Origin of the sequence: Paenibacillus sp. FSL R5-0713, from assembly GCF_037973325.1 — a bacterium.
GTDB lineage: Bacteria > Bacillota > Bacilli > Paenibacillales > Paenibacillaceae > Paenibacillus.
In genome coordinates this window covers 2149161-2168738 of the sequence record NZ_CP150229.1, presented here as the reverse complement: position 1 = coordinate 2168738, position 19578 = coordinate 2149161, and the positions used below count along the sequence as shown (strand labels likewise).

General features: G+C 45.2%; 15 protein-coding genes. 1 reads left to right on the top strand and 14 read right to left on the bottom strand.

The window, feature by feature from the left end; translation table 11 throughout:
- Positions 1–459: 459 nt before the first annotated feature.
- Positions 460–4026, top strand: a complete 3567-nt coding sequence (locus MKZ12_RS09940) for an S-layer homology domain-containing protein (RefSeq protein WP_339260197.1) — start codon at positions 460–462, stop codon at positions 4024–4026.
- Between the two features lie 174 nt (positions 4027–4200).
- Here MKZ12_RS09940 and MKZ12_RS09935 read toward each other — a convergent pair whose 3' ends face one another.
- The 14 genes from MKZ12_RS09935 to MKZ12_RS09870 form a co-directional block, all read right to left on the bottom strand.
- Positions 4201–7728, bottom strand: coding sequence for an S-layer homology domain-containing protein (locus tag MKZ12_RS09935; RefSeq protein ID WP_339260195.1), 3528 nt, complete (start codon positions 7726–7728; stop codon positions 4201–4203).
- 627 nt (positions 7729–8355) lie between these two features.
- A complete protein-coding gene (locus MKZ12_RS09930) occupies positions 8356–9375 on the bottom strand; it encodes a hypothetical protein (RefSeq protein WP_339260193.1) in 1020 nt (339 codons plus the stop codon).
- Between the two features lie 4 nt (positions 9376–9379).
- A complete protein-coding gene (locus MKZ12_RS09925) occupies positions 9380–11503 on the bottom strand; it encodes an ATP-binding protein (RefSeq protein ID WP_339260191.1) in 2124 nt (707 codons plus the stop codon).
- A 9-nt stretch (positions 11504–11512) separates the two neighbouring features.
- Positions 11513–12646 carry a DNA cytosine methyltransferase gene (locus MKZ12_RS09920; RefSeq protein WP_339260189.1) on the bottom strand — a complete coding sequence of 378 codons (1134 nt, stop codon included), beginning with the start codon at positions 12644–12646 and terminating at the stop codon, positions 11513–11515.
- 1537 nt (positions 12647–14183) lie between these two features.
- A complete protein-coding gene (locus MKZ12_RS09915) occupies positions 14184–14480 on the bottom strand; it encodes a DUF2577 family protein (RefSeq protein WP_339260188.1) in 297 nt (98 codons plus the stop codon).
- Between the two features lie 37 nt (positions 14481–14517).
- Positions 14518–16383: a phage tail tape measure protein gene (locus tag MKZ12_RS09910; protein WP_339260186.1), complete on the bottom strand. Its 1866-nt coding sequence runs from the start codon at positions 16381–16383 to the stop codon at positions 14518–14520.
- On the bottom strand, positions 16373–16699 hold the full coding sequence (locus MKZ12_RS09905; protein WP_339260184.1) for a hypothetical protein: 327 nt from the start codon (positions 16697–16699) through the stop codon (positions 16373–16375). Before MKZ12_RS09905 ends, MKZ12_RS09910 begins: the two co-directional genes overlap by 11 nt.
- Before the next feature lie 46 nt (positions 16700–16745).
- On the bottom strand, positions 16746–17024 hold the full coding sequence (locus MKZ12_RS09900; protein ID WP_339260182.1) for a hypothetical protein: 279 nt from the start codon (positions 17022–17024) through the stop codon (positions 16746–16748).
- Positions 17025–17041: 17 nt separating this feature from the next.
- Entirely contained in the window at positions 17042–17329 is a 288-nt protein-coding gene (locus MKZ12_RS09895; protein WP_339260180.1) for a hypothetical protein, read from the bottom strand.
- On the bottom strand, positions 17326–17787 hold the full coding sequence (locus tag MKZ12_RS09890; RefSeq protein WP_339260178.1) for a hypothetical protein: 462 nt from the start codon (positions 17785–17787) through the stop codon (positions 17326–17328). Before MKZ12_RS09890 ends, MKZ12_RS09895 begins: the two co-directional genes overlap by 4 nt.
- Before the next feature lie 12 nt (positions 17788–17799).
- The gene (locus MKZ12_RS09885; protein ID WP_339260176.1) at positions 17800–18420 is read right to left on the bottom strand and encodes a hypothetical protein; all 621 of its coding nucleotides are present in this window, start codon (positions 18418–18420) and stop codon (positions 17800–17802) included.
- The gene (locus MKZ12_RS09880) at positions 18413–18616 is read right to left on the bottom strand and encodes a hypothetical protein (protein ID WP_339260174.1); all 204 of its coding nucleotides are present in this window, start codon (positions 18614–18616) and stop codon (positions 18413–18415) included. Before MKZ12_RS09880 ends, MKZ12_RS09885 begins: the two co-directional genes overlap by 8 nt.
- A 242-nt stretch (positions 18617–18858) precedes the next feature.
- Positions 18859–19176, bottom strand: a complete 318-nt coding sequence (locus MKZ12_RS09875; RefSeq protein WP_339260173.1) for a cold shock domain-containing protein — start codon at positions 19174–19176, stop codon at positions 18859–18861.
- On the bottom strand, positions 19169–19477 hold the full coding sequence (locus MKZ12_RS09870) for a hypothetical protein (RefSeq protein WP_339260172.1): 309 nt from the start codon (positions 19475–19477) through the stop codon (positions 19169–19171). Before MKZ12_RS09870 ends, MKZ12_RS09875 begins: the two co-directional genes overlap by 8 nt.
- Positions 19478–19578 lie beyond the last annotated feature (101 nt).

Below are 19578 nucleotides of genomic sequence, written 5' to 3'. Positions count from 1 at the left end.
TAAAACAAGACCACCTCGCTCAAGGAGCTAAAGAAACACCCTAAAATGAATACGCTTACATTTCTCCTCATATTACGTCTTCCACCCTTCCAATTCAATGTAGTTTCTTGTTCATAAGGTGGATTTTTTTATTGCAATTTGAAATGAATGCAGACTACAACACCATTGATATGAAGCAATCTACATGTACAGCTGCGTACAAGATTATCAAAAAATTAACGGCATCTCTACCGTTCTAAATGTTTACGTATGGTTTATGTGTAAATTAAAGGATTGAACCCCTGATAAACTTAATATATATAGTTGGGCGCTTGTCAAATGGACAATGTGTCCGAATACGATGCGGGTAAGCCGCCGTGGGCGAACCAGATCCAAAAATAAGGAGGATTGCAATCTATGCCAAAACGATTTAGCAGAATGCTCGCGTTCCTATGTTGCTTGGTTATGGTGGCGTCGCTAATGCCTACCACCTATGCTGCCGCCACTGACAACATCGAGAACGCAGAAGCGAATGAAACACCCACCGCCATTTTTGGCACTCCCGAACTCGGGTCAAACGATCCCCTCTGGGACCAAACCATGGAGCATCACATCAACAAAAGCACGGTACCCACCGACCCCAGACCCCAAGCCACGGGCACAGCAAGAATCCTTTGGGATCATGACTACCTGTATGCCCGCGTGGTTGTGAATGACAGTAATCTATATCAGGGAGCTGGCGCAGATCACCGGTATGACAGCCTGGAGTTTTATGTTGGTACCGGAACCAGCGGCTCGAACCAATGGCGTGTCAGCTCGACGGGTGTGTTTTCAGGGCAGGCCGCTCCAGGCAGAGCTGCATGGACCCAGATTACCGAAACCGGATACATCGTGGAAATGAGAATACCCAAAAGAAATTTGATCTTACAAGAGGGGAACCTTACCTTTGAGGTCTACATCAATAACTCGACAGAAAAAGGCGCTGACCGCTATGAAGTCGTTTCAAGTTTTGGAGTCCCGGACGCGGCTTATACCAGCTCTGATTCATTTACAGACAGCCTGCAGCTCATTGCAGCCAATGAAGTGGACACCAGATTTTCAATCACCGCCACTGCGGGACCGGGCGGCTCAATTATGTCGAACCCACCCGGCGATGTGCTTAGAGTAGATCGGGGCTCTGATAAAGACATTACGTTTACCCCCGATTACGGCAAAATTGTGGATACGGTAACGGTAGACGGCGAGACCGTAACTCTATCTACTGGCACTTATACCTTTACGAATATTGAGGCTGATCATGCCATTCATGTGACATTCAAAAACGATCCGGACGCGGGGATACTTCCCTTTATCGTATGGAATGACAACTTCGCCAGTGGCGAGTACACAACGGCTGTTATCATTGATTTAGGCGAGGGGAAGGCGGCGTTAGGCTCCGAGCTTAGTCCAGACTTGTTTGCCTTATCGGCTAGGAACACGACCCTGAACGGCGAAGCGGTGACCTTTGAAGGACCACGCAAAATCACAAGGGTATACGCTAATGACGAGCCAAAGGTACGCGGCTATGTCGGGCCGATTAGCCATTCACCAGATTATCAGGACGGACTGGAGAGCGGTCGTTACATCGTTGTTGAGTCTGAGTTTTATTCAGAGAGCGGCGGCAGCACAACGCTGGATGGCAGCAGTAACTCGACAAAGCAGGTTTACAACATTACCCAAAAGGGTGAGATCGTACTGACAGAAGGGAATCCGCTTCACAATGTGGTTTTTGAACAGGAAAAAGTTGTGAATCCGATCCTTGATAAATTTACAACATTCACAGACAATTCGGTCAATCGTTCGCTCTACCTTTATAAGGATGATGATGGTAACGTAATAAAAAGATTACCGCTGTATGTTTATACCCACGGCATGTCACGGGGCGGTACAAGCGCTGCGACAGACCAAAAAGCGGCCATGAAATCAGCCAACGGCTCAGTCGCTCTAATGAAAAAGATGGAGCAAAATCCCGATAAGTACGCCAGCCATGTTCTGAATATTTCCTATAATGGCGTATCTGTTCCCTCCACAGAGAATGTTAAGAAGGTCATAGACGCCCTGATTGCCAGTGGTGAAGTAGATCCTAACCGTGTTTACGCAGCAGGCTTCTCATGGGGCGGCCAGTATACGAATAACTTAGTTAACAGCTATCCCGGTTTCTTCGCTGCCGCAGCCCCTATGGCCCCGGTAAGCGGTTCACCGAACGCTAAGGACAATGACGCTCACAACAACCTGGCCTATTGGATGTTTTTAAATACTCATAATGTTGGTGGCTACCAGACGAACCTCAATAACTTCATCAATAATAATATGCCAAAAATGATCAACGCGAGGGCTTCGCGCTTTGAGAGTAATGAGGTACTTACGTGGCCCTACAATCAATTTGATCAGCCGAATCTGAGGCCGAATCCGTCCAATACACCTGTTCTGGCTGATTATATAGCGCATGAAGTTGAAGCGGCGGTTCTTTATAATCAGATCACCATGGGGACTTGGAGTATAGCACCTACGGCGCAGTCCTCCAACTTGCCGGCTTGGAACAACGATTACACCGATGTCTTTGATTGGATGTTTGCGCAGAGAAAACCGGTTGTGCCTGGTGCGCCGAGTGACTTCAAAGCGACAGCGGGTGACGGACAGGTCACATTGAGCTGGACTGCTCCTGCTGACGACGGTGGCAGCGCAATATTGGGCTACAAGGTATGGTATGGCAACGTGACGCCGGTCACACTGGATGCAGCGGAGAGCAAATATACCTTCAACAACCTGACAAACGGCCAAAGCTACAGCTTCAAGATCGTTGGAGTGAACGCGAAGGGCGACGGCGCGGAGAGCAGTGCTACGACGACACCGACGAAGACGACGACTCCTACCGTACCTGGTTCTGGTGGTACTACGGGCAACAACGGTAATACAAGCAACAGTGGTAATACACACAACACCAACAATACGAACACCGGGACAGACCCTGGAACTGGAACATCAAAATCGACCTACACAGTGAATACACAGAAGGATAAGCCCGCTATCACAGACAAAAATGGCAACACCACCCTGCCCGGCGGCGGCACGATTACGACCAAGGGCGGGACGGAGATCAAGGTACCCGAAGGCACATCGATAGACTCAAACGGTGAGGTAACCATTCAGAAAGACAAAAGCGCCGAAGTGACACTACCTGGAGGCATCAGCACAGTGATCATTTCGGGTGGCTCAACGATCGCGAGCGACGGTACAGTCATAGTAGGCGGTAAAGACGCGCATGTGAACCTGTCAAACGGCAACCAGGTGCATCTCCACGGTGGATCGAAGATACGGAGCAGCGGAGCGGTTGTGGTAGGACCGGACGGAGCAAGAGTCGGTTTAAACAACGGCATGTCGCTGAACATCCGTGAGGGTACGGAGCTGGTGTTCGATGATGCCACCCCACTGGGCTTCCTCGTGATATCGGGCAACCCTTTCAGGGATGCCAACATGGAAGACTGGTTCTACAACGATATAAATTTCGCCTACACATACGATCTTTTCAACGGCACGACATCTGCGACGTTCTCACCGGGCACCGCAATGACGCGCGCCATGTTCGTGCAGGTACTGGCCAACCTTGAGAACGTAAACCTCTCCAGCTACACGAGTTCCCGCTTTAGTGATGTGACGGACGGTCAGTGGTACATGGCGGCAACCGAGTGGGCGGCCGAAAAAGGCATAGTCAACGGTACAAACGCAGACCTGTTTGACCCCAATTCGCCGATAACGCGCGAGCAGCTGCTGGTGATACTGTACAACTACATGAACTACAAGGGCTATGAGATACCTGAAAGCCACTCTAAGTCCTCCTTCACGGATCAGAGTGAGATCAGCTCCTGGGCGTTGGAGGCCGTTCAGGCGCTGCAAGGCAACGGCATTGTATTAGGCAAACCGGGCAACTTTTTTGTTCCCAAAGCCACCGCCACCCGCGCCGAAGTAGCCACGATCTTTGTAAGGTTCGTTGAATATCTGGCTGATTGAAAGCGTATACAGATAAATGCAGACCCTCCCGCCTGGATAATATCCAGCCGGGAGGGTCTCCTTGTTTTCAAACTGCACTTTTTTTGACAACGCCATGCCCATAAAAAAAGAGGAAAGCGGAATGACCCGCTATCCCCCGTTCCTCTTATTCCTTATACTACAGCGTAAACTAGTCTAAATCAAATCTGATTTTTGCAGCAGCCGCTTAACAATCGCAGCTACCTCAGCTCTGGTTACATAATCTTTCGGAGCGAGATTTATGTCGCTTCTTCCCGTTACAATGCCCGTTTGTATGCTGTCAGCAATACCGCTCTGCGCCCAAGTGGATGCTTTTGCCGCATCAGCATACGGACGTAATATGGTGTCGATTGATTGACCGTCAAGATTCGCTGTTAAGCCAGTGATTTTCATTGCTTTAGCGATGATGACCATGGCTTCTTCGCGAGTGATTCTGGCATTCGGGCGGAAACTTCCATCCTTAAAGCCGTTGATCAATTGATACGAATAGGCGGCATGAATTGCGCCGTTATGCCAGTCAGAAGCTTTTACGTCTGTGAAAGGAGCAGCTTCGTTGTCCGGTTTAAGTCCCAATCCGCGAATAAGAATAGTTACGAATTCAGCACGAGTGATATCCGACTCTGGGCGGAAAGAGCCGTCTCCTTTTCCGTCGATGACCATCCGTGAACCCATATCATTGACAGCTTCTTTAGCCCAATGATTTGCAACATCGTTAAACTCTTTTGGATGCCATATGATCAGATATGGGCTATTGGTCAAGCTATTTACTTTTGCGTAATAATTGCCGTCACTTACGACGATTTTGGTAGGCACATGGCGAACGGAACCGTCCGCTTCCACCACAACGCCTGTTGTAATCCTCTCAGGATCGACATCGCCCGGAATTGCAATTGTGCGTTCCACATAGACGTTGAACTTTGATACAACAACCGTTTTTCCTTCATGTATCCCTTTAACCCAGAATTCAATCGGCGGAGCGACAATGGTGAAAGCTCCCTTATCCGCAGCATTCTCCACCATTTTAATCTCGTCCGCAGTCGGTTCGGCAATTACAATCTGTACCTTTATATCTTTCAGGGCGATCGACTTGCCCATCTGGTCGGAGATAGACCCGATGTTAATTTGTTGTGCGGGTATCTTGTACGCCGCTTGATTCGTTCTCACTTCCAGAACCGCTTGCATATCTTGCATGTTTTGAATCATTTGACCGTTCAGCTCGCCTATGACGATATCGGAGTCCGCTTTCACCGGAATAATGACCGTTGCGCCCGGACCTTCCGCTGCGAGCTTGTCCTCCAGCTTTTTCTGGTCGACCGTTACTGTAAATACGGTTTGTCCATTAACGGTGGATGTTGTTGCTGTTCCCGCGTTCTCCGCTTTTCCATTAACAAGCACATCCACGCCTGTTGTCGTAGAAGTTGAATTTTCGTTCGTTGGCGATGCTGGGACGTTTACTGGCGATGTCGGATTTGTCGGGACATCTACTGGCGTTACTGTGACAGCCGAGGTCAATAGGCTCTCCACCGCTGATCCCGTAATCGTACCTGTCTGTGCAATCGGCGTCACTTCGAAGCTAATGTACTTTCCGAGATCGGCTGTCTGTAAGGTATAAGAGGTCGATGTAACTTCCGAAATTACTGATTTGTTCGCCCCGAGCGCATCAGTGGATCGGTACCACTTGAATATGCTCATGCCCTCCTCATCCGAGTTTGCATCGTGATAAGTGTAACTTCCGGTTAAGGTTGAGCCAACCTGAGCCATTCCCGCTATGTTTACATGAAGTGCTTGCGGTGCGACCTGTCCGATAATAATACCGGATGTGCTTCCAACGTTATGAAGCGTCAGATCAGCTTGAAGACCCTCTCCATCTTTACCAATTAAACTTCCTCCGTTGGGAAGCAAGGCGCTTCCTATGGCAATGACATCAGTACCTAAGTCAGAATCCTGCACCACATATTTGAATGTCAAAATATTGGTACGCGTACCACTGGCATACATCGCATCAACCGTCTTGCTTCCGATCGTAACTGGCAAAATTGCCGGTTTTATACGCGCCCGTATTATTTCAGAAAAATGGACCTTAAAGAGCAATTCATCGCCTTCGTAATAAGTCTTTGCCACAGGCATCTCGACAGAGGTAATCGTTGGAGTTGCAGCATTTAGTAACATTTGGACAAACTGTGTATAGGGAACGTTCGCTTCGCTGGGATTGCCACCAAGATCAACAATCGTTCCGTTTGTGCTGTCAAGCTGTCCTACTGCGTCAATGACGACATCTTTATCCGTATCTAGAACGGTGTAACGGAATACAAGATCGGTTGGTTCCAGATCAGGTACATCGGGCACATATACAGCCTGAGCTACGGAACGGCCGCCAGACATTAACGATAGGCTCGGAGTGCCGCTAACCTTTACAGGCTCCGTGAAGCGAGCCCTGAACTGGATGCTCTCTCCCGTAACGTAACTTTGATTAATCGGAGTTTGAGAGAAATGCTGTATCTTAGGGAGGACGGCATCGACTACCACATCCGCAAGGGCAAGCTTGTGAACGATGGTTGGCATTGGCGCCAGTCCGCTTGCGTCGTTGATGCTTCCTCCGTTCAATTCAATGGCATTGCCGACTCTTATACCATTCAAAGCTTCATCTCCGCTTTGGACCGTATACTGGAATATAACCTTGTTCCCGGTTACTTCCGCAACCTTTGCCTGGTGTTCTGTCGGTGTTTCTGTCGTTCCGAAGAATAAAGGAAGATAAGGCTCTTCGGTTACGGTCACGTCCGCTGGATACAGGAATGCGAAATTCAAGACATCGCCTTCTTTATAATAGCCGTCATCAGGGATCTCCGTTACGAACGAAGCTCCACCCGCGCTTATATGTACGCCGGAAAGATGGAGAGCCGTTCCTCCATTCTGTATAGCGGGATTAATCGAATTATGTGCGGCATCTTCGATCATGCCTCCGTACATCTTCACTTCATTGTCGATGGTAATTCCGTTGAGATCTTCAAGCCCGGCTTCGACAATATATTGAAATCCAATCTGATTCAACCCGTTTGACGAATAGACTGCCGCTTCTGCGCGCACTTCCGTTCCGCCAATATTGAGACCCAGATAAGGCTTGCCATACCGGGTGTTGACGGAAATATTTTCAGAAAATTCAACTGTGAATAAAAGCGATTCGCCTTCAGTATACGTTTTATCAGGAGGATAACTGACAGAAACAACGCTGGGAATGACCGTATCCACCTTTATCGCTGTATTCAGCACCGATGCGCCGCCGGGGCCAAAACCGTTACCCAGATCAGCGGCCTCCGCAGCACTATTCGTTATGGAGGCTCCATTTAATTGTATGGAATCTACCACTTGAATGCCGTCCGCATCATTATCGCCAGGTTTTACAGTATAAGAAAACTGCAAATAACTCGAGTTGTTGCCGGACACATAAGACGCATCCCTCATTGTTCCGTTAATGTCCAGCTTCAAGCTGGGCGTTCCCCCCGTCACGTTCACATTTTCAGAAAAAACCACAGTGAACTCAAGCTTTTCACCAGCTTTATACGTTTTGATCAGGGGTAAGTTGAGTGCCGTAGTCGTTGGTGAAGCTGCATTAGCCTGAATTCCGCCAAACGATGTCGTAAAGAGCAAAAATACAAGCAGTGCCGCGGTTATCTTTTGCAGCGCCATGATGTGGCCTCCTAATTATTCTCATAATTTTAGTCCAGAGTTGCAGCCATTTTTATGACATGCATTCGATCTCCCCTTTAAGTCAGCTCTTTTTGGAAAATTCTTCTCACCGTCAAATCGTATCAAATTCTTGTTTCACTCACTATAGGGGATAGTGCTATATTTTCTGGACATTTGTGCTGTCATTGATTCGTAATGCAGCCACAAGCTGTTCCATAACAATCGGATAGTCACATGGTTCGCAATCTATCTACAAACTTGTATCGATCCTCTAAACACGATTGATGCTGTTTCTTCGTAGCACCCAACCACTTGTCCGCGCTCGGGGTTCGCCTCCTATGAGCTCCATCAAACACAAAAAAACACGCCTTTTCAGGCGTGTTGATGTTTGTGTTTGGTGGAGCCTTGGGGGATCGAACCCCTGACCTCATCGCTGCCAATGGAGCGATAGGGGTCTGAGCGTTAATGGAAACGCGGACAAAAGCCTTGAGTGACAAGGCTTTCCTTAGTTTTTTGTTCGAGTTTACCGTAAAGCTCGAAAAAGAAAAAGTGTGACCAGAAATGTGACCCAGTAACTTATTATGTAATGCTATAAGGGCTCCTTCCACATGTTTATATGCATATTCATTACTCAGCTACAGAAGTTTCTTCCAGTATTTCTTGTAGTATTGTGTCAAAAAATTTCCCATTACTTACAACTTGCTTTCTTAGTTCCTGCCAAGAAGCCATAGATATCTTATTGTCCTGTAAATCTGCCAATACATCTGTACATTCGGACGAACACATTCTATTTCTGTGCTGGTCAAGGTTATCACTACAAATTATGTGGTTCTGAGAACTGCATACTTCCAATTTTTTGTGTGCCAATTTATTTCTTAACGAAGTAACCATTTTGTAATCTTCAAAAAAAACCTTATTGTCTTTGCCCTTGAATTCTAAAATTTTTTGAAACATTTGATTTTTCATTTCTAAAGTAAATAAAAAATTTCTCATTCTAAACATTGATCTAATGTTTAGTCTTTCCTCATTTTCTATTTTTAAAATTTCTTTTTCGGCGGAACTATCGAAATCTAATTTTTGGAATTTCATAGATGTAAGAACTAATTCTGCAATTTCTTTTTGTTGTTGATCATTCAATTTTGGGTATTCTTTTAATAGGTAGGAGTTAACTATAAATTCATTTTGAGATGTTTGATCCGTTAATAATCCTCGTATGTTAGATAAAGAAGATAGTCTTTTGGAATTCTTTTGAATCAAATAGGTTGATTTTTCATATAATTTTTCTCGATTGGCAATATAAACACCTTCATACGAACCTAAATCACTTGAAATTGTCTTTCTAATATCCTCCTCATGCTCAGATGAGTAGAAAAGAATATCAGAGTCAATATTCATAGTACGCAGTTCCTTTATTAGACTGCTACCTACAATTCCAAATGACAAAGAATAGTCTATAAAAAACATATCAAATGTTTTAAATCCAGCAGCTTCTTTCCGTATCTTCTCTGAGAACAACCTAGCATCTTGTATATATTCTATATGAATTGTTAAACCTAAATCTTCTACATACATCTCAATAATTTCTTTGGTTGCATTAAAATACGTATCAACATCATCTATCCATAAAAGTTTCAAATCATATCTCATAAGCTCACATCCTTATTTGTAGGCCAAAACCCTTTTCTAGACCTTTTTTTATTTCTACATTCCCATTGAGTTTCTTTTTAGTAATCTCTTTAACATGATAAAGTCCCACACCAGTACCACCTACTGAATAACTCTTCCCAAAATCAAACAATTCATCAACATCAACTATCTTCGCATCCAGACCAATTCCATTATCAAACAAATCTATCACATAAGATTCGCCTTCTTTATACATCCTTATATTTAAAATATCCGCTTGATATTTTATTGAATTACTTATAACATTTTCCAAAATAACAGCAACATCTTGACTAGAGAATCTAGTATTATAACTGATATTTTTATCAATACTGGCCAAAACTTTAATATTTGTATATTTAGTTAAAACAATTTCGCAATATTCTACAATAAATTCAAATAAATTACCTTCTGTAAATTCTTCTTTAGTATTGAATTGAGCAAATCCACCGTATTCTAAAGTAGCATGTATTCTTTTTATTAAATACGATAATGTTTTCAAACTTACCCATGCATCATTTTCAACGAATCGTCCACGTTGTAATTTCATTACTAAATTTTTTACTATACTCTCAATCGTACTAATATTTATTCTAACCATATGCAATTTTTCGGCAAACATAAACTGGTCTTCCGACAAGGAACTCACCAAAAAATGGTTTCTTTTCTTTTCATTGTTAAGAGTATTACTTGTAATTTTCAACTGGTTATCTAAACCTTCTACCTGTTGCTCTACAATTATTCGCTTTTGCTCTTCTTCTTCACGCAATCTTTCAGCTTCTATACGTTTTTCTTCTTCAATTCTCCGAAGCTCGGCTTCTATACGTTTTTCTTCTTCGTATATAGCAGTTTCTTCAGCCTTTATTTTCTGACCCAATTGAACACGTTTTCTTATTAATGAATTAATTATTGGTTTTAATATGGAAATTAGTAATTGAACTCTTTCATCTTTTTCCACAAAGCCTTGTCTATTTGAAGTTGCTATATCCCCTAACTCATTATGATCCAACAAGTTAAAACTAATTTCCCCTTCAATATAATTACTAAAAGCTTGTGTATTTTTTATATATTCCAGAAAATTTTCAACAGATAGTTTATTTCTAACATAGAGTCTTAACTGATTCGGTCTATAAGCTTTATTCTTTAAATACTCAATATCATTAAGCTTAGCATCTTCATTCTGTATAGATGTGTGAATCCCAATCCAGCCACTCATTTCATACTCTAATTCTTGACTAGTATATGATCCGTCTGGTTTAAGGAATTTTTTACTACCTCTTACTTGAAAATCTGCTAAATCTAGTTTTTCAACATATCTAGGAGTTGCCATTACGCTCTCAATTGAGGATCTTACAACAACACTTTCAGCTAGCCTATTAGAAAAATCAATATCTGTATTGTTGTATATTGCATAAATATTTTTAAAAGCAATCGATTTCTCAACTTTTTCAAATTTTTTTTTTGATGATTTATCTGTTAAAATAGCTGCTTCAATTTCCCCTTGCATCGTATCTGTCAAGTAAAAGTCAGCCAATCTAGCTTTCAAACCAGCCAATGTCTTCTCTCCAAAGTATGTCAAATCAACGTTTGTTAATCTAATCATTGTTCCTGTTTGGAAACTCTCCCACTCCTCAGCTGTTTCTATTTTTAATTGATCAATCTCTATTCGATCTAAACGTGGAACATCTGAGTCCTTTACATTGGAAGCATCAAGACACCATGCTGAGGATTCATTTACAGTTTTTGAAATAATATAATATTTATTAGATAAATATAGAGCTGCTAATTTGCCTATTCCTTTTCTCCCCATTAATTGCTTCTTAATCTCTTCATCAATTTGATCATCGTCACGTTTATCTCTTCCGATAAGTACATATTTCTCAGCTAAATCTTCATAGCCCATTCCATGTCCATTATCTAATATTTCAATTACAGCATTCTCTTTATCTTTCATATTTATATAAATTTTAATATTATCACCTTGCGCATCTAAACCGTTTGCTACAAGTTCAGCAATAGCCGTCCAATGATTTGAATACAGCCCTTTACCTAGTAGCTTTAAAGCAAAATATGAAAAATTAAAGTAAATTGTACTGTCCGAGTTTTGCATACAATCCCTCTATCCTATTAATCTTTCTATCTGATTAGCTAGTTCCATTGCCAAGAGTGGAGGAACAGCATTTCCAATTTGAGTCTTGATCTGATACCTATTTCCATTGAATTGAAACCAGTCTGGGAAAGACTGTATTCTCGCTCCTTCACGTGGTGTCAGTCCTCGATTTTGATTATAGTGTATACAGCGTAATCCTGATGGTGTTGAAAGATTTTTCGTAATCGTAGTACACGGTTGGTTCGGAAGTAAACGTCCATATGTATTGCTGTATCCTGACGTCAGTCTATACTTTTCTTCAAGAACTCCCTGATCAACTAAGCCATTAATGTAGTCTTTACCTTCACCGGGTATTACATGATTTACAATAGTCTGAATTTTCTCTCCGTATAGCGCTGAAAAATGACAAGTCAAATTTGCATTATTCCCCCTCATTAGTCTTTGATAATTGTTCACAGGGTTATTATTGAGATAATCATTTAGCTCCCCACCAGGTTCAACTATAGGTAAATCGGAAATAGCCTCCTCCAAAGATATAGTAGGAACTCCATCTAATCCAGTTGGAAACTCCCATTCAATATCTAAATCATTTCTAATACCTATAATAAAAACTCGCTCTCTGTATTGAGGTACACCAAAGTTCACCGCATTCAAAACCCTATATTGAATGTTGTAGCCCAGCTCTTCATTGATATGTCTAAATTTATTCTCAATGTCATTAATCACAAGATTCCCGTCTTCATCTCTCATAGAGAGCATACCTTTTACATTTTCAAAAAGGAACATGCGCGGTTCAATCATAGACAACATTCTATAATATTCGTTGTACAATTGTGCTTTATCGTCATATTTTCTCTTTCCAATTGTACTAAAAGATTGACAAGGAGGTCCTCCAATGATCAAATCTATCTGCTCTTCTCCTATTAGCTCCTGTATTTCTTCTTCTTTAAAATCCTTAATATTCTTATGAATCATATTGACATCTGGAAAATTGATACAAAATGCTTGTGCTGCTGCTTCATCAAACTCATTAGCAAAAACTATTTCACAGTTTTCATTTCTAACAAACTCTCCGTTAATCAAACTATAGTAGAAACCAAAAGTTAGCCCTCCAGCCCCAGAAAACAAATCAACTATTCTCATACTTATCTCCTCATCGAAACTCCATTTAAACTTACATACTTTGATATTAATACATGTAATTGTTTTGTACAACACTACGTATTTCCGTAACAATAACCTTAACTTTAATTCAGGCAAAACTAAATTAAGTCCGAGAGCAATTAAGTTAGTGCCACAATTGATAACTGAACTGAAATTTTTAATCAGGTGTTCCCCTATTCATTTCCATAGCCTTAGACATCCTGTCTCCTCTCTCATGCACGTCCATAACATCAACCATATAAGATAGTAAAAGAAATCCTCGGACATTTAGACATCAGAGTAACCTTGGATACATACACGCAGGTATTAGCTGTCGTACATAAGTAAACCCCTTCGTAGCACGGGAATATGTTATTCGTCTATGACCACGAACATAAAACCAAACCATCTACATAGCAAAAACCCGCCAAACACTCGGAAATCCTTGTGTTTAGCGGGTTCATTAGGTATGGAGCCTAGGGGGATCGAACCCCTGACCTCATCGCTGCCAGCTCGCAATTGTCTCCGCTCTGTCCTACGTTCAGTCAACGCTAGACTAAAACCCCCGTTAAATAGCGCGTTATCCAACGTACAGACTACGAACTACCCACGCTATTCCCTTACCGATACCTTTATTATACCGATTAGGAGCGTATATCTGCAAACTGTAGAGCGTATATCTGCGCAATTTAGTCGACGTCGACTAATCATAAACCCCCGGAGTTATTTTTGACGCGCGGATTGTTCGGGTACCTGATCCGGCCGCCGGCGACGGGGGCCTTGGGGGTCCCATACTTTATCACATTAACGCGTAGACTTTTACACAAAATGCTCATATGGTGAATATCTCTGTCGAAGTTACAACTCGCCATAAACGTAGTCCTGGCGCGGTTTTGCGGCTCCCATGCGCCTATTCCGCCTGTCGTCCGCCGACCTGCGTTTGCACTATTCCGCATATTCACCGGTATAATAGCGCGGATTCAGCCGTGAGTATCCGCCAACCCCGTGAGTTTCCGGAGGGGCCGTCCGCCAGGCGCCTCGTGTAGGAAAAACCGGCCGTATGTACAATTTTGGGACACTTTGATAACGCCTGTATCCCGCGCCAGCCGTGCGGTAAGCTCCGTTTTCCTCCATTTCGCGCAGGTTTACACCGTTATATGAGCCCAGCCACGCGGAATATGAACTCGAAGTCTTCAACCCGACGGATTTCGGATAGTTTCACGCGAAAGCGCTTGTGCTTACGTTCCTGCGCCTTCGTGAGCTCGCGCTGAAAGTCCTTACGTAGCCTCCACCGGTACAATGTGCGCCTGTCAACGTAACAGTGACGCGCAATGTCATCGAGGTTCTGCGTTGGAACTGTCGTTAACAATTCAATCGCGAGATAATGACGATCATCCAACTCGACGGTGCGCCGCTTCCGTTTCTTGTTCGCTCCCATAGTCTTTCTCACCCCTTCATCTCCTCAAGATAAGATAAATAACCCCTTCATATGCAAATGGTACACAAGAAAGAAGCGAACCGAAGTCCGCCCCGTTGTTCATATCCGGTCCAGTATCAGATAACGTTGACCCGCGCCAAACATAACGACCGCAACTCGATCGCCGACCTTTAACGCGTCCTTAAACGTAATCGTTGTATCCTGTCCGTTAATACTAACCTCACGCTCATGTTCGCGGAGATGTTCGCACACTGCGCAATCTTCGGCATCTAAGTCGAAGTTAACATCGTCTAGTTTAACGTTAATATCCGGTAGAGGTGCTATGACCGTTCCCACTTCGATATCAACGTCTTTGTTATAGCCGAGCTGCCGGATAATGTCGCGCAATTGACTCACGCCGCCGCCTTCTATTAACTGCATCCGGTTCCCTCCCTTATTGCGCCAGGCGAAGCGCGATCTTACTCGCGATCATGTCGATATCTGCATCGTTACGGACGACGAACGTATTACCCGTTACCATTACGGTAGGGCTTCCGCCTCCGTTACGATTGGAACGCGTTTCGGTAGCTGTCTGAATGCTCTCGCCTTGATGGACGTACGCGTAGCCGCTACGAGGAACATAGTCCAGGCCGCCCGAAAATTTGCCCATCGACATTTCGCCCATCGCTTTTTTCAACGTTTGGTCAACGGCCCACTTCGACACGTCTTTAACGCCTATAGACGGAGGCGTAGCGCCGGACCCCATCAGCTTCGAGCGTCTATTCGCGGCGTCTTGGTCAGCGGTCGCGTCGTCATAGCCGCCCATCCACGTAGGTAGGGTTTTTCCTGTCCAGTCGAATACATCATTCATCATGTCGCTTTTGAGGATTTTAACCTCCATTTGCTTAACAGGATTCAGCCCGTCGAGTACGCCCTGCGCAATTGTTGCCCCCAACTTAAACCCGATCTCCGCCATCCTAGGGACGGCCTCTTCCAGGGTATTCAACATGAAATCTGTTATATTTTTAGTGCCTGTATATATCTGGTCCCGTCCGCCGCCTTCCCACCACTTATCAAAGACATCCTTCGCCTTCGCGAACATAAAGTCTATTTTTTGATTTATCGTTGGCAAGCTCCGGAACGCGGGATTATTAATGAAGTTCGTATTTAGGTACTTAGCTGCAGTATCAACCGCATTTTGAACAGCCGCAGTAATCTGAGGGGTCCACTGTGCAATTAATTCTTGCGCACCTAATGCGAATTTCTTAATATATGGTAGCAGCGGCGACATTGCTGATATCTGTAGAGTCTCTATCGCACCCTGGAACTGCTCCATCGCACCTGCTGCGCTGTTCATCTTCTCCTCGGCGACCTGTAGCGCGGTAACCTTCGCCATTTCATTATGAAACTCTTCTACGCCTTTAGTGCCGGCCTTATAGAGTGTAGTAGCAGCTTTTACCCCATCAGTTCCAAAAATATCCAGCAACGTAGCTACGCGGTCCTGGTTATTCATCTTGCCGAGCGTTTTATTTAAGACCTCCGCAATTCCTGCGAGATCCTTGATATTTCCGCCCTCAAAGAATTTGTTCGCCTTTCCGACCCCAATCCCGAGTTGATTAAACAGCGCGGTCGCTTTCTTTGTTTGTGGTTGCAATTGCATAATCATGCTCTTGAAAGACGTACCCGCGTCAGATCCGCTTTTCAGCCCGTCGTTAGACATAAGTCCGATCGCGGTATTTAAATCCATGAAGGATAGCCCCGCCATGTCCGCAACTCCGCCCGCTGACGCAATACCGTAGGAAATATTCCGTACATCCGTAGCTGCTGCGTTCGCAGTCCCTGCAAGGATGTTCGCAGTTTGTGCCGCGCTAAGTCCGTCCTTCTTAAATGCGTTCATAGACGTCGCCATCGTTTCTGCCGCTTCTGCGAGTTCGAGTCCTCCGGCGGTTGCGAGGTTTAGCGCTGCATTAAGTCCGCCAGACATAATCGTTGCTTCGCTCATACCAGCCTTTAAGAGTTCTTCGATGGCTTGCGCAGATTCTAGCGCGGAGTATTTCGTTAACGCGCCTTGTTGAAGGGCCAAAGCGTTAATTTTCGCCATAGACGCGTCGGTTGCGCCAGTAAGCGCCTTGATCGATTGGAGTTGCGATTCAAAGTCCATCGATTTTTTAATACTATCGCCCACGATTGCGACTGTACCTGCTGCCGCGGCTATGCCGGCTGCCGCTGTTCCAAACTTGAGGATGTGTGACGTCATGCTACGCAAAGGCTTAGTCGCGTTATCGATAATTTTCAAGTGTCCAACAATATCAAACGACATAAGCTTTGGCCCCTTCCATGGCGTCAACTACGCGCTGACCCTTCTCCCTAGCCGCCGCCGCTCTACTTCGGCTAAACCCGCGGTCTAGCTCCGTCAAACAGACGTCGAATGCCAATAGCGCCTTCCCGTACTCCCGGAGCTTGCGATCCTTTACGCGAGCCAATCGCCCGGCAGCCATACGGAATTTGCGAAAATGTTCCGGGAACTGCCTTCCGAACGACCAATTTTCCGGTCGCGTGTACGTGAGAATCTGATTAACGAGACATAGCGTGTCTCCGGCAGTCTTGATATCGTGCCTTTCTTGCTCTGTAAACATTGCGATTTCCCCCTTATAATAGAAAAAGACCCCGAAGGGTCTCTAATTACGGATTCCGACGGGGCCATCCGTGATAACTCACGTCAGTCGTACTAACTGCGTCAACGACTACAAGTAGTTCCGTATATGGGTCAAGTGCTTCATCAAACGCGTATCCAGGCGGGAGTACGAACTCATTAAAATAACGGCCATCTATTCCAGGCTTAATCTTGAGCGTGTATTTACTATCGTTTGAAAAATACAGTTGAGAAGCCGTTCTTCCAAACTTGAAAATATCAGGCTTGTCACTCTTAAATGGTGAAAATGCAATCGGGTATTTGTTCATTCCGTTTCCTCCTAATATTAGTTGTCTAAATACTGAGCATCCCAAAACACGTCTTTCCCACGTCTTACATATCCACTGTATGGACCTTTCGCGGTAACTTTGATCTTGCAGAACCGCTGCACCCGCTCATCCAGTGCTCCGCCAGGAGGTAAGTGAAAAGTATCAAGCTCCCTTTTTTGAGTACATACAGTAACAGTCAAAGGCTCATGTCCGGTATTAAAAACCGCCAACTCATGCAGAATCATCGGGTATACGAAAGTGTCTGACGTTGTACCTTGAAATGCGCGGTGATTAACTGCCGTCATTGTGAGTCATCTCCCTCCGTTGCTGCCCGTTTAATCTTCGTAAATAGCGCGATATTGTCTGGCGTAGGAGTGATCTTCGCGTATCGTTCCGCCGCCTTGACGTCAGCCTTTGTTACGGTGCCTTCCGCGAGCTTAGTCCGGAGTTGGCTGCCGAGTACCCGGTGGTCGATGTGCGCCGTCTTCTCCCCTTCGTAATACTCGAACCGATCACGTATAAGGTGAGCGCGGACAATGTCCTCCGGATCGTTCGTTTCCTTTGCGCGCGCATCGAACCGCTCAACGTCCTTTTCGTCAGGCACCGGAACGAAGCTCACTCCGGATTCTTCGCTAAACATCAGCGCAACCGTCTCGTTATACTCCCGTTCCATGCGTTTTGCTTGGACAATTTTCTGGGGATTGCCAGGCGCCATCTTGAGCGCCTCGGTTACTGAGCTGTAATTGATTGATTGTGTTGTCATTTTTCCATCTCCTTAAATTAGAATTGCTGCGCGTCTCTGGTTATCCAATTGCTGCAAGTCGCGGTCTGTTAGCGTTGCTTGATTAAATGGACTGGCGGGACTGCTTAGGTCCGGGGATTTGGTGTTATACATGAATCTGCCCCTACCTATCCTTGCATTAAACCCCGCTGGATCAATTGTTCTAATCATCTCCCATCGTTCGTCCTCGATCTTTTTAGCGGCTGCGGCGGCCTTCTCATACGCTTGACGGTAAGCTTCTGCAGCTTGGGCGAGCTCATCGATTGCAGGATTCAGTACCGACTCAAAGTAAACCGGAGCAACGTCAGCGTTCCAAGCGGTCGCCACATCCTCCGGTGTAACCTTCAACCCTTTCGATACCGATGTCGCCTGGATTTGTGCCTCGATCCGTCGAGCTGCTCGTTGCGCGTCAGATACATTTACGTCAGCTTTATCAATCTCCGCGTCAAGGTCAACCCCATCATGAATGGACATCTCCACCAGTTCCGTATATTTTCGCTTAGCCTCTACTACTGCCTCCGTTGCCTGCGCTTGCTTGGTGTACAACTCATCCTGCTTAGCACTGTTTACCTCGCTTTGTTTTTTGAATTGATCTAACTTATCGAATTTAATCATTTGTCATTTCTCCCTGTTCGATTATTTGGATGATACGTTTGAGCCAGCGCACAAGCCGACCGCGCCATCCGGATAACTCCGGTATTGCTGGCGTTTCTACGGAAGTGCTCTCCGCCGGGTATAACTCGCGGTAAACTTCCGGACTCTCCTCTACAATGCGACTGAGCTGCGCCATGTCAGACGGGTGTACGATCACCGCGTTAATCTCCGGATCGGCTAAAGCATGGCGGTATATTTCGCGGTCGCTCGTATGCAGGTCGAAGCCTCCGCTAATTTCCGCGAACTCTACCACCTCTAGCGCAAGTTGTATCGCAAGTACCGGATCGGAACACGGTGCGATTGACGACGTTTGTAATTGACCGCGCGCATCGTATAGCTGAATATGGAGGAGCTGCGCAATGCCGTCCGCCTTTATCCAGTCCGCTAGGATGAGGGGCCTCATTCAAACACCTTAATAGATACCGCGCATTCCCGGCCCTTCTTGTCCTCTCCCGTTTCAAAGGTAACGCGGGAACCCACCGGCACAATCGCACTGTCATAGTCGGAACACTCGCTTATATGAAAAAACAAACGAGACTTTCCGGCATTGATGAAGCCCCATCCGCGTTCGTCATTAAAGTGAGCCACGATGCCGTGAATGCGCTTAGCTCTCTGTTGCTTAGACGCTTTTGTTGGCGATACTCCCAGGCTCACCCCGATTAGTGCATTGATCTCCTCCATATCACTGTTCTGCAATCCATTCCATACGTTACCCATTCGTAATCTCTCCTTTATAGTGGTTGATGAGCGCCAGAATTGCCGCCCGTATCTCCGCTTTCTTAATTCCGTAATTCTTCGTTGGACTATACTCCTTGCATATTGATATCGCGGTCTTTTCTATCAAGCGATAGAGCCGCGCATCACCCATCTTCACTGCGGTACTCATGATAATGTTCCGGCTGGCGTGATCGTAAATCACCGATAGAAAATCTTCGCGCACATAACTGTCAATTACGTAAGGTTCGAACTTGAGTGGCACCTTAGCGCCGTAGTGGACCGTAAATGCCTCTGTTATCATTTCTTCCGCCCTCCCTTCCGTCGACGCTTGCGTTCTTCTTCCGCCAGGATAGGAGCCATAAATCGAATCCATGCGCGGCTTGCCGTTTCGCCGAAAGTTAT

Bases quoted from the DNA above. Each gene is read 5' to 3' on its own strand.
- MKZ12_RS09885 (WP_339260176.1), bottom strand. From the start codon at position 18,420: ATGATTAAATTCGATAAGTTAGATCAATTCAAAAAACAAAGCGAGGTA.
- MKZ12_RS09940 (WP_339260197.1), top strand. From the start codon at position 460: ATGCCTACCACCTATGCTGCCGCCACTGACAACATCGAGAACGCAGAA.
- MKZ12_RS09895 (WP_339260180.1), bottom strand. From the start codon at position 17,329: ATGACGGCAGTTAATCACCGCGCATTTCAAGGTACAACGTCAGACACT.
- MKZ12_RS09910 (WP_339260186.1), bottom strand. From the start codon at position 16,383: ATGTCGTTTGATATTGTTGGACACTTGAAAATTATCGATAACGCGACT.
- MKZ12_RS09900 (WP_339260182.1), bottom strand. From the start codon at position 17,024: ATGAACAAATACCCGATTGCATTTTCACCATTTAAGAGTGACAAGCCT.
- MKZ12_RS09890 (WP_339260178.1), bottom strand. From the start codon at position 17,787: ATGACAACACAATCAATCAATTACAGCTCAGTAACCGAGGCGCTCAAG.
- MKZ12_RS09875 (WP_339260173.1), bottom strand. From the start codon at position 19,176: ATGGGTAACGTATGGAATGGATTGCAGAACAGTGATATGGAGGAGATC.
- MKZ12_RS09920 (WP_339260189.1), bottom strand. From the start codon at position 12,646: ATGAGAATAGTTGATTTGTTTTCTGGGGCTGGAGGGCTAACTTTTGGT.
- MKZ12_RS09935 (WP_339260195.1), bottom strand. From the start codon at position 7,728: ATGGCGCTGCAAAAGATAACCGCGGCACTGCTTGTATTTTTGCTCTTT.
- MKZ12_RS09905 (WP_339260184.1), bottom strand. From the start codon at position 16,699: ATGTTTACAGAGCAAGAAAGGCACGATATCAAGACTGCCGGAGACACG.
- MKZ12_RS09925 (WP_339260191.1), bottom strand. From the start codon at position 11,503: ATGCAAAACTCGGACAGTACAATTTACTTTAATTTTTCATATTTTGCT.
- MKZ12_RS09930 (WP_339260193.1), bottom strand. From the start codon at position 9,375: ATGAGATATGATTTGAAACTTTTATGGATAGATGATGTTGATACGTAT.
- MKZ12_RS09870 (WP_339260172.1), bottom strand. From the start codon at position 19,477: ATGATAACAGAGGCATTTACGGTCCACTACGGCGCTAAGGTGCCACTC.